The sequence below is a fragment of the Hymenobacter psoromatis genome (assembly GCA_001596155.1).
Lineage (GTDB): Bacteria > Bacteroidota > Bacteroidia > Cytophagales > Hymenobacteraceae > Hymenobacter.
In genome coordinates this window covers 1,596,987-1,610,658 of record CP014771.1, presented here as the reverse complement: position 1 = coordinate 1,610,658, position 13,672 = coordinate 1,596,987, and the positions used below count along the sequence as shown (strand labels likewise).

The 13,672-nt window shown below is 62.6% G+C and carries 10 protein-coding genes; 9 read left to right on the top strand and 1 reads right to left on the bottom strand.

Features of this window, described 5'->3' with window-relative positions:
* The first annotated feature begins 61 nt into the window (after nt 1-61).
* The 3 genes from A0257_06895 (at nt 62) to A0257_06885 (ending at nt 4,001) form a co-directional block, all read left to right on the top strand.
* On the top strand, nt 62-2,410 hold the full coding sequence (locus A0257_06895; GenBank protein ID AMR26860.1) for a collagen-binding protein: 2,349 nt from the start codon (nt 62-64) through the stop codon (nt 2,408-2,410).
* A 14-nt stretch (nt 2,411-2,424) separates the two neighbouring features.
* Entirely contained in the window at nt 2,425-3,267 is an 843-nt protein-coding gene (locus A0257_06890; GenBank protein AMR26859.1) for a hypothetical protein, read from the top strand.
* Between the two features lie 62 nt (nt 3,268-3,329).
* The gene (locus A0257_06885) at nt 3,330-4,001 is read left to right on the top strand and encodes a carbonic anhydrase (protein AMR26858.1); all 672 of its coding nucleotides are present in this window, start codon (nt 3,330-3,332) and stop codon (nt 3,999-4,001) included.
* A gap of 19 nt (nt 4,002-4,020) precedes the next feature.
* Here the strand turns inward: A0257_06885 and A0257_06880 are convergent, their stop codons facing one another.
* Entirely contained in the window at nt 4,021-5,163 is a 1,143-nt protein-coding gene (locus A0257_06880; protein ID AMR26857.1) for a hypothetical protein, read from the bottom strand.
* 227 nt (nt 5,164-5,390) lie between these two features.
* Here A0257_06880 and A0257_06875 point away from each other — a divergent pair, with 227 nt between their 5' ends.
* From A0257_06875 to A0257_06850, 6 genes are all read left to right on the top strand, one after another.
* Entirely contained in the window at nt 5,391-6,293 is a 903-nt protein-coding gene (locus tag A0257_06875; GenBank protein ID AMR26856.1) for a hypothetical protein, read from the top strand.
* Between the two features lie 116 nt (nt 6,294-6,409).
* Nucleotides 6,410-8,413 carry a hypothetical protein gene (locus A0257_06870; GenBank protein AMR26855.1) on the top strand — a complete coding sequence of 668 codons (2,004 nt, stop codon included), beginning with the start codon at nt 6,410-6,412 and terminating at the stop codon, nt 8,411-8,413.
* 180 nt (nt 8,414-8,593) lie between these two features.
* The gene (locus A0257_06865; GenBank protein AMR26854.1) at nt 8,594-9,454 is read left to right on the top strand and encodes a hypothetical protein; all 861 of its coding nucleotides are present in this window, start codon (nt 8,594-8,596) and stop codon (nt 9,452-9,454) included.
* 178 nt (nt 9,455-9,632) lie between these two features.
* Nucleotides 9,633-10,130 carry a hypothetical protein gene (locus A0257_06860; GenBank protein AMR26853.1) on the top strand — a complete coding sequence of 166 codons (498 nt, stop codon included), beginning with the start codon at nt 9,633-9,635 and terminating at the stop codon, nt 10,128-10,130.
* 311 nt (nt 10,131-10,441) lie between these two features.
* The gene (locus A0257_06855; protein AMR26852.1) at nt 10,442-10,960 is read left to right on the top strand and encodes a hypothetical protein; all 519 of its coding nucleotides are present in this window, start codon (nt 10,442-10,444) and stop codon (nt 10,958-10,960) included.
* 147 nt (nt 10,961-11,107) lie between these two features.
* Complete coding sequence (locus A0257_06850; GenBank protein ID AMR26851.1) at nt 11,108-13,672, top strand: DNA topoisomerase III; 2,565 nt, start codon at nt 11,108-11,110, stop codon at nt 13,670-13,672.

The following is a 13,672-nucleotide window of genomic DNA, read 5'->3' as shown; positions in this document are numbered from 1 at the left end:
ATATTAAGGAGATTACCCCGAAATTCATCCAACCCCCTGGCTTGGCAGGTAATTTTGTAGGATGAACCGACTCCTTACTTTAGGCTGGCTGGGCTTGCTACTGCTTTTGTTGAGCAGCTACCCGCCAACCGCGCGGGCGCAGGGCCGCGTCACGATTAGCGGCACGGTGAAAGATGCCAAAACCGGCGAAGACCTCACCGGCGCTTCGGTGCACCTGGCCGAGCTGCCGGGGGTAGGGGCGGCAGCCAATGCCTATGGCTTTTATACCCTCACCGTGCCGGCCGGCACCTACACCGTGGAGGCCACCTTCGTGGGCTACCAGGCCCAGCCGCGCCAGCTCACGCTCACCAAAAGCCAGCGCCTGGACTTTCGCCTCAGCGCCGGGGGCCAGGAGCTGAACGAGGTGGTGGTGACGGGCCGCAGCAGCCAGGCCAACATCAGCCGGGCGCAGTCGGGCGTCGAAACGCTCGACATCAAGCAGATAGCCAAGGTGCCGGTGCTTTTTGGCGAGAAAGACGTGCTCAAAACCCTGACCCTGCTGCCGGGCATCAAGAGCGCCGGGGAGGGCAGCAGCGGCTTTTCGGTGCGCGGCGGCAGCGTGGACCAGAACCTGATTTTGCTCGACGAGGCCACCGTCTATAACGCCTCGCACCTGCTGGGTTTCTTCTCAACTTTTAACTCCGACGCCATCAAGGACCTGACCGTGTTTAAGGGCGGCATGCCGGCGCAGTATGGCGGCCGGCTCTCGTCGGTGGTCGATATTCGCATGAAGGATGGCAACGACCAGGCCTTTCACGGCAGCGGCGGCATTGGCCTCATCGCCTCGCGCCTGGCCCTGGAAGGCCCCATCGTGAAGGGCAAAGGCTCGTTTCTGGTCACCGGCCGCCGCACCTACGCCGACCTGTTTCTAAAGCTCTCGCACAACGCCACGACCCGCAGCGCGAGCCTTTATTTCTACGACCTCAACGCCAAGGCCAACTACACCTTCGACGACCGCAACCGGCTGTATTTTTCGGGCTACCTGGGGCGCGACGTGTTCGGCGTCAACAACTTTGGCAACAACTACGGCAACCAAACGGCCACGCTGCGCTTCAACCACCTGTTTTCGGACCGGCTCTTTAGCAATACGTCGCTGATTTTCAATAAGTACAGCTACCAGATTACGATTCAGTCGAACGACCAGGATTTCAGCATCGACTCCAAAATCCAGGATTTTCACCTCAAGCAGGATTTTGAGTTTTCGCCCAGCACCCGCCAAACGCTGCGCTTCGGAATCGATGCCATTTCCCACACCATCACGCCGGGCCACGTTACGGCGTCGGCCGCCGCGCCCGTCAACGCCACGCCCGACCGCACCAACCACTCGCTCGAAACGGCGGCCTACGTCTCGCACGAGTGGAGCGCCACCGACAAGCTCGACTTCACCACCGGCCTGCGCCTGTCGGAGTTCAGCCTGCTGGGCGCGGGCAACTACTCGACCTACGACCCGCAGGGTAACATCCTGGCCACCACGAACTATAATTCGGGCCAGGTCATCAAAACCTACCTCAACCTGGAGCCGCGCCTGGCCGCCAGCTACCAGCTCACCGACAATACCTCCCTCAAAGCCGGCTACGCCCGCAACGTGCAGAACCTGCACCTGCTCAGCAATTCGGCCACTACCCTGCCCACCGACCTCTACGTGCCCACCTCGCTCAACGTGCGGCCCGAGCTGGCCGACCAGGTTTCGGCCGGCTACTACCGCCGCCTGGGAGCTAAGCGCACCTACTCGTTTTCGGCTGAGGTATATTATAAGTGGCTCCAGCACCAGATTGACTACCGCGACGGCACCCAGCTGCAGGCCAACCAGGACGTGGAAGCCACCCTGCTCTACGGCAAGGGCCGGGCCTACGGCGCCGAGTTGCTGCTGCGCAAGGAAACCGGCCGCCTCACCGGCTGGGTTGGCTACACACTGAGCAAGTCGCAGCGCCAATATTCCGACATCAACTCCGGGGCCTGGTTCAACTACCGCCAGGACCGGCCGGTGGACCTCTCCATCGTGGCCATCTACCAGCTCACGCCCAAGTGGAGCCTGTCGGGCACCATCGTGGGCAGCTCGGGCCAGGCCGTGACCTACCCCGTGGGCAAATACCTGGTGGCCGGCCAGGTGGTGAACCTCTATGGCCTGCGCAACGCCGACCGCCTACCCCCCTACGAGCGCATCGACGTGGGCGCCACCTACGACAACCCGCACCAGGAGGGCCACCGCTTCCACAGCAGCTGGAACTTCTCCATCTACAACCTGCTGGGCCGCGAAAACGCCTACAGCATCACGTTTCAGCAAGACCCCAACGACGCCACCAAAACCCAGGCCCTGCAAACAGCCCTGTTTCGGATGGTGCCCTCGGCCACGTATAATTTCAGCTTCTGAGCCGGCTTATCAGTATGAAAAATAATTTCCTGCCCCGCCTGCTGGCCGGGGCCGCGCTGCTGGCGGCGGCTTCCTGCCAGAAAGTGGTGACGCTCAATTTGAAAGACGCGACCCCGCAGCTCATCATCGAAGCCAACCTGGCCGACGATGGCCACCCCTGCGCGGTGCAGCTTTCGCAGAGCGTGGACTTCACCCAGACCAACACTTTTCCGCCGGTGCGCGGGGCCGTCATCACCCTCAGCGACGACGCCGGCCACTCCGAAACCATCGCCGAAACCAGCGTGCCCGGCCAGTACCGGGGCAGCACCGTGCTGGGCCAGCCCGGCCGGCGCTACACGCTGCGCGTGCAGGCCAGCGGCCAGAGCTACGTGGCGGCCTCCACGCTGCCCGGCCCGGTGGTGCCCTTCACGGGGCTGCACGCCCAGAAAAGCAACTTTGGCAACAACATTCAGCTCGTGCCCGAGTACCAGGACCCGGCCGGGATGCCTAATTTTTACCTGTTCCGGCAGTACCGCAACGGCCTGCTCAACCCGGCCATTTTTTTGCAGAATGACGAGTTTACCGATGGCAAGGCCAACACCCGAGGACTGGGCGGCGGCGGTGGGGGCGGGGGTAACAACGGCAACAACAATACCGACGTCAACAAGCTGGCCACCGGCGACAGCGTGCGCGTGGAAATGCAGAACGTGGACTCGACGACCTACAACTACTTCCGCACCCTGAACCTGCTGCTGCAAAACAACCCGTTGCTGAGCACCGCGCCGGCCAACCCGAAAACCAACTTTTCGGGCGGGGCGCAGGGCTACTTCAACGCGCACTCGCGGCGGCAGCGCACGCTGCTGGTGCCGGCGCTGTAGGCCCCGCGCCGAGCGCGCACTTACTTAAAAGCTGCGCTTCTTACATTTTCTTCAGAAATAACATGGCCGGTATCCAGGATATTCTTGCTAATAATCAGCGGTGGGTGGCTGAGCGCAACGCCGAAGACCCCGACTTTTTTAAGCGCCTGGTCAACGGCCAGCAGCCGCGCTACCTCTTCATAGGCTGTTCCGACTCGCGGGTGCCGTCCTCGAACATTACGGGCACCGGGCCGGGCGAGATGTTTGTGCACCGCAACATTGCTAACCTGGTGGTGCACAGCGATATGAATCTGCTCAGCGTGCTGCAATACGCCGTGGAAGTGCTGGGCGTGCAGGATATTCTGGTGGTGGGCCACTACGGCTGCGGGGGGGTAGCAGCAGCCGCGGCCAACAAGCAATATGGCCTGATTGACAACTGGTTGGTGAACATTCGCGACGTAGTGCGCCTGCACGAAACCGAGCTGCTGCGCATTCCGGACGAAACCCAGCGCCTGCGCCGCCTCGTGGAGCTCAACGTGACGGAGCAGGTGCGCAACCTGGCCAAAACCAACATTATCCAGAACGCGCTGCGCGGCGACAACCCGCCCCGCCTGCACGGCCTCGTGTATGACATCGCCGACGGCGTGCTCAAAGACCTGAACGTGGACGGCGAAACCGTGACCCACGACCTGGCCCACATCTACGGCACCAAAGCAATGCCCGACGACGAGTTGGACAAGGAAAATCCCGCGTAGCGGCAGGGCTGGCCCGCGCCTACGACCACTCGCCGCGCGGCAGCGTGCGCGCCAGTATCCAGCGGCGCGCGGGCTCTTCTACCAGCCGGTACAGCACCTCGCTGAGCACCATCGTCACCAGCAGCTGCCAGCCCACGTGCTGCCGCCAGCCAAACTCGGCGCGCCACCAAATGCTGAGCAGACCAATCTGCATGAGGTAGAAGGAGTACGAGCGCTTGCCCAGCACATCGAGCAGCCGCGAGCCCAGCACCGTGCGCAGCCAGCTGCCCTCCAGCAGCAGCCCGGCCAGCAGCAGCGTCATGCAGAGGGGGTAGAACACGACGTTGAGCAGGATGGTGGCCGGCTTGAGGTTGCCGTCGTACCAGTCGAAGGGCGAGTTGAGCCACACCAGCACCACGCCGCCGGCCAGCATCAGCGCCAGGCTCAGGGTGGTGCGCCAGGGCCAGCCGGGCCTGCTGGCCGTGGGCCGCCCGCCCCACCAGCGGGCCAGCCCTACCCCCATCGTAAACTCCAGCACCCGCCCAAAAAACGTGAAGTTGAACAAGTGGTGGAACGAGCCAAAAAAGCCGTGCAGCGCCTCATGCCCCCGGCACACGGCCGTGAGCCCCAGCCCGATAGCCAGCACGCTGCCCGCAAACGCCGCCGCGCCCCGGTAGCCGTAGCGCCGCCACAGCACCAGCAGCAGGGGTAGGGAAAAATAAAAACACTCCTCGGCCGTGAGCGACCACGCCTGCGGCAGCCCCACATACTTGAGCGTGCTCGAAAAGCCCCGCAGCAGCGTTTCGCTCAGAAATACCAGCAGCGCCGTGTGGCCCGCCTGGCCCGCCGGCACGGGCCAATACACGTGAATGAGCACCGACGTGTTGAGCAGCAGATAGATAGGGTACACGCGGGCCACCCGCCGCCAGAGATAGCGCCGCCACCAGGGGCGGGTAAATTCCACGTCGGCCTGGTAGCGGGTGGCCATGACGAAGCCGCTGAGCAGAAAAAACATGCTCATCGTCATGTGAAACTGCTCGATTATCAGGTTGGCCCACTCGGGGGTGTCGGCGGGTCGGAAGTGCTTGGAAAACACCATCAGGCAGGTGACGGCCCGCAGGCCGGTGAGGGCCGGGTAGTAAGCTCGGGGCGCGCGCGCGGAGGCGGGTAGGGTAGGCGACATTACGGCGCAAAATACTCGCCGAAGCTAGTTAGAGCGGTTCCCAGGTTGCGCGATAGTCACGGGCGGCCCACTGACTTGAAAACGGCTCCGGGTGGTTGGCTGGTCCGCCAGGGGTAGCAGTTTGGCGGGCAATAGGCGAGGTTGGGCCGCGTGGGCGGCTACAGGTATTGGCGGCTCAGTAGCTTTGCTGCCTCACTCTCACGTGCCGGCACCAAGCTGGCTTTTTCATGAAAAATCTATTCCTCAGCGGCCTGTTAGCCTGTGGGTCGCTGCTGGCGCGGGCTCAGGCTCCCGCGCCTACCCCCGCCGACACGTCGTACTGGCGCACCAGCCTCAAGGCGGGCGTCAACCTCAACGAGGCCGTTATTTCGGACAACTGGAAGGGCGGCGGGGCCACGTCGCTGGGCCTGAGCACGCTCTTCAATGCTCAGGCGCACTACCTGCGCGGCAAGCGGAGCTGGGACAACGAGGCCGATTTTCTGTATGCGGGGCAGTACACGCGGGGCCAGGGCTACCGCAAAACCAACGACCGCCTCTGGCTCGATACCAAGTACGGCCACGCCCTCTCGCCCCAGTGGGATGCCTTCGCGTCGTTGAACCTGCTCTCGCAGTTTGCGCCCGGCTACGACTACTCCGGCGATGCGCCGCGGCTGGTGTCGAGCTTCCTGGCCCCGGCTTATCTGACGAATGCCTACGGCTTTGAGTTTCACCCCAATAAGCGGTTCGCGCTGCGCCTGTCGCCCTTCGCGCCGCGCCTGACGATAGTGCGGGAGATGAGTCGCTTCCAGACGCTGCCCACCGACGTGGTGTACGGCGTGAACCCCGGCTACACCACGCGCTGGGAAATTCTGGCGGCCCAGATTCTGGCTACCCTCGACCAGCCGCTGGGTCCCAATGCCAATTTCAAGGCGCGCTACCTGCTGTTTACTAACTACGGCAGCTTTCGGGCGCAGGACATCAACCAGCGCCTAGACCTCACCATCACGGCCAAGGTATATGGGCTGCTGAGCGTCAATTTCCAGAGCACGGTGCTCTACCAGCACGACCAGGATGCCAATATCCAGTTCAGCCAGGGCCTGGGCCTGGGCTTGCTGCTGACGCGCCAGAACCCAAAAGTGCCGCCCAAGTAGGGGGGTAGGGAGCGGGGCTTGCCCCCGCCCGTCGTTGAACGATGCGCGCCGGTCTCATTCAACGACGGGCGGGGGCAAGCCCCGCTCCCTACTTTAATTAGCTCGCCGGGGTACCTTTGCGGCCGTTTTACCTGCCGCCTATGCCCCGATTCTTACTAATTGCCGCGAGTGTGGCGCTGCCGCTGGCTGCCCGCGCCCAGCAGTTGACAGTGCCCGCCGACACTACCCGCCGCCTGGGCGAAGTAACCGTGTATGCCACGCGCCTCGGCCAGCTCGCGGGCCAGACCGGCCGCTACGTAACCGTGGTGCCCGGCAGCACCCTGAGCCGCTACCCGGTGGCCTCGCTCGACGACCTGCTGCGGCTGCTGCCCAATATTGAAATTCAGGGCCGGGGCAGCTTCGGCACCCAGTCCGATATCACGCTGCGTGGCTCGACGTTTAATCAGGTCCTGATTTTGTTGGATGGCATGCGGCTGAACGACCCGCTGACCGGGCATTTTAACGGCTACTTTCCCATCACGCCGGCCGAGATTGAGCAGATTGAGGTGGTGCGCGGCCCCGGCGCGGCGCTCTACGGCCCCGACGCGGTGGGCGGCTTCATCAACATCGTCACCAAGACCTTCGCCGCCACCCACCGGCCCGATGGCACCGAGCTGGCCGGCACGTTCCTGGCTGGGGAATACGGCCTGAAAAGTACTAACGCTGGCTTCTATGGCCAGGACCACGGCCTGCGCCTGGCGGGCGGCATCCTGAACAACACGGCCAGCGGCCAACTCCTTGACCTGCCCGGCGGCGGGCGCAACGATTTCAAACTGAATACTTACTCGTTGTCGGGCGCGTATCAGCTTACCGAAAAATTCAGCGCCGCCGCCCGCGCCAGCTTCGATAGGCGCGACTACAACGCCCAGAATTTTTACACGACCAACAGCGGCGACCGCGCCCGCGAAACCACTACGCGCGACTGGTACCAGGGCCAATTGCGCTACGAGTGGAACGAGCGCGCCCGCACCGAGCTTTCCATCGTGGGCACGTCGAGCACTGATTATTACGTATATACGCCCACCACGGCGGCCAGCGACCACCTCATGCACTACCTCAACGTGCAGGGCCAGCACCAATTGCAATTATCTGATAAACTGCGGATGACCCTGGGCGGCCAGGCCGACCGCCGCGCCGTGCAGAGCAACGACCGCGGCGACCATGCCGTGTGGCACGCCGGCGCGTTTGCGGTGGCGGCCCTGACGCCGAGCCCCGGCCTCAACATCACGGCCGCTCTGCGCCTCGACCACGACCAGAACTACGGCACCGAAGTAGTGCCGCAGCTCAACGCCAGCCAGCAGGTGGGCGAAAAGTTAACCGTGCGCGGGGCAGTGGGTAGGGGCATTCGGGCGCCCAATTTTACGGAGCAGTACAACTCGGCCATCCGGCCCGGCGTGGTGCCCAGCGGCTTCAACGTGGGTAACCCCGGCCTGAGCGCCGAGCGCACCTGGAACTACGAGGCTGGCCTCGACTACCAGCCCCGGCCGGCCCTGACGCTGCGCGGCACCTATTTCAACCGCTACGGCCGCAACCTGATTGACTACGTGGCCGCCTCGGGCAGCCAGACGATGGAGACGACGGGCTTCACCAACCTGAGTTCCAGCGCAACGTATCGCCTGGCCGAAAACCTGTTTGCGGTGACTACCCAGGGCATCGAAACGGAGGTGACGAGCCGCGCCCGGCTGGCCGATAACCTGCGCCTCGATGGCAGCGTGGGTTACACCTGGGTGCACCTGGGCGTGGCCGGCGACGTGCAGTCGCAGTACCTCTCCAACGTGGCGCGGCACCTGGTGTCGGGCAACGTGAGCCTTGTGCACCAGCGCTTTACGCTGAGCGTGGGCGGCCTCTACAAAGTGCGCGCCGCTCAGCAAACCACGCCCAGCGTCACCACCAACCTGGCCGTGCTCACGCCGAGCTACGCCGTCTTCAACGCCCGCCTGGAGCTGGCCCTGCTGCCCGAGCGCGTGTGGCTGGTGGGCCAGGCCCAAAACCTGTTCAACGCCCACTACTCCGACCTGCTGGGTGCCCCCATGCCGACCCGCTGGCTCATGGCCGGCGTGCGCGTGGGGTTGAAAAGGTAGGGTAGGCTTAAACAAGGCGTCTGTCATGCTGAGCTTGTCGAAGCATCTCTACCGCATCATTGGACGGCGCGGAGGAAGCGGTAGAGATGCTTCGACAAGCTCAGCATGACCGTTTTTTTCAATTCATAATTCAAAAAGGTGAAGCCTTCCCGACCGTTACTTATCGCCGCTTTCGCCGCCGTGTACGTGCTGTGGGGCTCCACCTACCTGGCGATTAAATACGCCGTTGCCACGATGCCGCCCTTTCTGATGGCGGGCAGCCGCTTCGTGCTGGCGGGTGGCATTCTGGCGCTGGCTGGCCGCGCCTCGGCCACCTACGAGCGGCCCACGCTGGCACAATGGCGCACGAGCGCGCTAGTGGGCGCGCTGCTGCTGGCGGGCGGCAACGGCCTGGTAGTACTGTCCGAGCGCGCGCTACCGTCCAGCCTGGCGGCGCTGCTGATTGCCAGCGAGCCGTTCTGGATAGTGCTGCTGGGCTGGTGGTGGCTGGGCCAGGAGCGGCCCAGCGGACGGGTAGTGCTGGGACTGTTGCTGGGCTTCGCGGGCGTGTATTTGCTGGTGGGCGAGCAACTGGCGGCCGGTTCCGGCCGGGCGCAGCTGGTGGGGGTAGGGCTGGTGCTGCTGGGGGCGTTTAGCTGGGCGGCGGGCTCCATCTACGGGCTGCGTGCGCCGCGGCCCCGCTCGCCGGTGCTGGCCTCGGGCATGCAGATGCTGTGCGGCGGCGCGCTGCTGTTGCTGCTGGGCACGGCCACCGGCGAGTGGCACGGGCTGCGACCCGGCCAGTTTGGCACGGCGGCGTGGCTGGGCTGGGGCTTTCTGGTGGTGTTCGGCTCGCTGGTGGCCTTCACGGCCTATAGCTGGCTGTTGCAGCACGCCCCGCCGGCGCGGGTAGCCACCTACGCCTACGTCAACCCCGTGGTGGCGGTGCTGCTGGGCTGGGCCTTGCTGCACGAGGCCCTCACGGCCCAGATGCTGGCGGGCGCGGCCATCATTGTGGGCTCGGTGGTGCTTATTACGACCCATCAGAAAAAGGAGGGGTAGGGCGGAGCGCCAACTTTATTGTTGAACTTGTCAGACTTTTAGATAAAATATTTTTAAAAACTAAACTTTGTAAATCAAGAGTTTATAGGGAAAAATCAGACTTCAGAGGTTTGTTTTCGGGTTAGGTGATGTGAAAGTGGCTGCCGTATTTCGCAGAGTAGATTTTTCTCCCTAAGCTATGAAATACTTTTTCTTATTAATAGGCTTGCTGCTGGCCTTTCGTCCGGTTGCGGCGCAACAATCCCGCCAGCCAGCCCCGCCCGATTCGCTTGGCGCGTTGCTCCCTACTCCCCCGGCGGCATCTGATACGGTGGCGGCGCTGCATCGGCTGTTCGCCGCCAAGCGCCAGACACAGAGCTATGTAGTGGCAGGCACTACCCTAGCCGTGCTGGCAGGTGTTATTATAGTAGCAATGCAACCCGAAGAGCACGGTGGCAGCGGCGGCGGTTTTGCTCTCAGCAGCGGTCCAATGTTCAGTTCAGCAGACCAAGCTGGACTAGTAGCAGGTTTTCTAGGGGTGCCGATATTGACCACCGAGTTGCTGGTCTACGGTAGTTTCAGCCGCCGAAATGAAGCGCAGGCCCTAGCAGATTTTCGCGCTCATCAGCTTTCGAAATATCTTAGGCGTAAGCTCAAGGCCAAGTATTTTAATCAAAAACTAGAGCCTAGCTTTTAGCCTCGATAATTAAATAAGCTGACCTTTTCACCCCGCGTATTTTTGCTGATTGCCTGCCACGGTCAGCCATCCGCATCCGCGTAAAGCTGTGATTCAGTGGCATTGTTAGGCTATGCTACACGAAAAGCTGACGGCCCAGATGCTGGTGGGCTCGGTGGTGCTCATCACGACTCACCAGAAGAAGGAGGGGTAGGGCGGGGCACCAACTTTATTGTTGGGCGCATCAGACTTACGGGTAAGATACTTTTAAAAATAGTATCTTGTAAATCAATATTTTATGATAAAAACTTACCCGTGACCGCACTGGGCAGATGGTAAAATTGCCCGTAGCCGGCATCAGAAGGATGTCGCCCTTATTGTGGCCCCAAAGCTCCTGTCTGATGATACTACGCTCTTACTACCCGCTGCTGCTGGCCGTTCTGCTTTTACCGGGCCGGCTGCTGGCCCAAAGACCTCCGCAAACTTTCAACTCCCCCGGCCACACGGAGCCGGACCAGGAGTTAGATGGCTTCAGCGGAAAATTCAAATCTATCCACCTGATTTCGGCCAGCGTCCGGGGGGTGCGGGCCGCGGGCCAAATCGTTTATTGGGTGAGCGCCGACCGGCGGCGCTTGTCGGCTTTCCGGGCCGGTAGCTTGCTGTGGTGTACCGATGTGGTGGCACCTTTCCAGGCGGAAATTCCCGCCGTCCGTATTCATTCGCTGGTTCTGTCATCGGAACTCTTATTCGTGAGCCTAGGTCGGCGCGGCCTTGCGGAGATTGATAGAAAGTCTGGCCACGTTGCCGGACGATATTTCGACCGCGACCCGAATAACCTACGGGCCGAATAATGGCGTTCGGATGGGCAGGCCGTTTCCCGTCGGCCCGCCTACCCCCTTCCCCCGCGTGGTCCGACCTTTTCACGCCGTATTTTTGTTGATTGCCGAGCGCGCCGCCCGAATTCGCGAAATCTGCGCCATCAGCTAAATCCGCGATTAATGAAAGTTTGCCTTGCCGAAAAGCCCAGTGTGGCCCGCGAAATAGCCCAGGTTATCGGGGCCGACCGGCGCATGGACGGCTACTACGAGGGCAATGGCTACCAGGTCACCTGGACGTTTGGCCACTTCTGCCAGCTCAAGGAGCCCGACGACTACCGCCCCGAGTGGAAGCGCTGGAACCTGCACGACCTGCCCATGATACCCGAGCAGTTCGGCATCAAGCTCATGCGCCGCGACGAGGGGGTAGTAAAACAGTTCAACACCATTAAGCGCCTGCTCGACGCGGCCACCGAAGTCATCAACTGCGGCGACGCCGGGCAGGAGGGCGAGGTCATTCAGCGCTGGGTCATTCACGAGGCCAAGTGCCGCAAGCCGGTGAAGCGGCTCTGGATTTCGTCGCTCACGGAAGAGGCTATCCGGCAGGGTTTCAATAATTTGCGTGATGGTAAAGAGTTCGATAGCCTCTACCAGGCCGGGCGCAGCCGGGCGGTGGGCGATTGGCTGCTGGGCCTGAATGCCACGCGCCTCTTTACCCTCAAATACACGACGTATCAGGATAAACAGCTGCTGAGCATCGGGCGGGTGCAAACGCCCACGCTGGCCCTGCTGGTGGACCGCTACCACGAAATCCGCAACTTCAAGCCCGAACCGTACTGGGTGCTCAAAACACAGTACCGCGACACCACTTTCACGCGCATCAACACCGAGGCCGAGCAGAAGCAGGCTCAGGATGCGCCCGACGAGCAGAGCCGCCTGCGGGCGCTGGGCTATTTTGTGAAGGAAGATGAGGCCAACCAGGCCCTCGAAGCGGTGAAACCCGCGCCGCTCACCGTCACCAACGTCGAGATTAAGAAGGGTAGGGAGTCGCCGCCGCGCCTGTTCGACCTCACCTCGCTGCAAGTGCAGTGCAACAACCAGCTTAGCCTGTCGGCCGAGGACACGCTCAAGATTGTGCAGGCGCTCTACGAGAAAAAGGCCGTGAGCTACCCGCGCGTCGATACCACGTTTTTGCCCGATGATATTTACCCCAAAATCCCCGGTATTCTGCGCGGCATTGGGTATCAGAATCTGACCGGGCCGCTGCTGGCGAATAAGATTCCGAAGACAACTAAGGTATTCAACAACAACAAGGTAACTGACCACCACGCCATTATTCCGACGGGCAGCGGTGGGCCGAGCGGCGGCATGGAAAGCAGCGTGTATGACATCATCGTACGCCGCTTTATCGCCGCGTTTTACCCCGACTGCGAGGTGAGCAACACCACCGTGCTGGCCGAGGCGGCCGAGTACCTGTTTCGGGTACGCGGCCGCCAGATTCTCAGTCCCGGCTGGCGCGTCGTGTACGGCGACCCGGCCCAGCAAACCGCGCCCAAGCCTACCCCCCCCGTCGGGGCCAGCGCCACCGGCGCCGAGGACAACGACGATGTGGTGAGCACGGTATTGCCCAGCTTCGCCAAGGGCGAAAGCGGCCCGCACCAGCCGCGCCTCGAAAGCAAGATGACCCAGCCGCCCAAAGACTACACCGAGGCCAGCCTGCTGCGCGGCATGGAAACGGCCGGCCGCAACATCGACGACGAGGAACTGCGCCTGGCCATGAAGGAAAGCGGCATCGGCCGCCCCAGCACCCGCGCCGCCATCATCGAAACGCTGTTCAAGCGCAACTACGTGCGGCGCGATAAAAAGCGCCTCCTACCCACCCCCACGGGCGTCGAGCTAATTGGTTTAATCAAAAACCCGACCCTGAAATCGGCGGAGCTAACCGGCCAGTGGGAGCAGAAGCTCCGCCAGATTGAGCGCAATGAGCTGCCCTCCGACCAGTTTCTGGAGGAGCTGAAGGGCCTGGTGCGCGAGATGGTGCAGGAGGTGAAAACGGATAGGAGCGGGCGGGCGGTGTCGGGTGGCAGCCCTACTCCCCCCGCCGCCGGCGGTAGCCAAGGCGCTGCAAGCGGGGCGCAAAAGCCGGCTGTTTCCGGGCAAAAGGCTGGCAGCCAGGCAGCGGCGACAACCAGCTTAGGAAACTGCCCGGCCTGCAAAACCGGCCACATTCTGCGCGGTAAATCGGCCTTTGGCTGCGCCCGCTTCCGCGAGGGCTGTCAGTTCCGCCTACCCATCGAAATACTCGGTAAAAAGCTCAGCGACCCGCAGGTTAAAAGCCTGCTGGCCAAGGGTCGCACGCAGCTGATAAAAGGCTTCGTGACCGGCGCGGGCGAGAAGCTGGACGGCGCGTTGACGCTTGATAAAAACCTGCAACCCGAACTGGTGCCCGCCGCCGAAAGCAAGCCCACCACCGCCACCGACCCCGGCCAGATTCCGTGCCCGGTATGCAAGCTCGGCACCATGCTCAAGGGCAGCAGCGCCTTCGGGTGCTCGCGCTTCCGCGAAGACTGCCAGTTCCGCGTGCCCTTCGAATGGGGGGGTAAGAAGCTGACTGACACGCAGCTGCGCCAGCTGTTGCGCCGCGGCGAAACGGGCGTCATCAAGGGCTTTCTCTCAGCCAAAACCGGTAAGAAGTACGATGCCGCGCTCAAGATTGACGAGGGGCGCGTGGTGCCGGTGTTTGCGTAG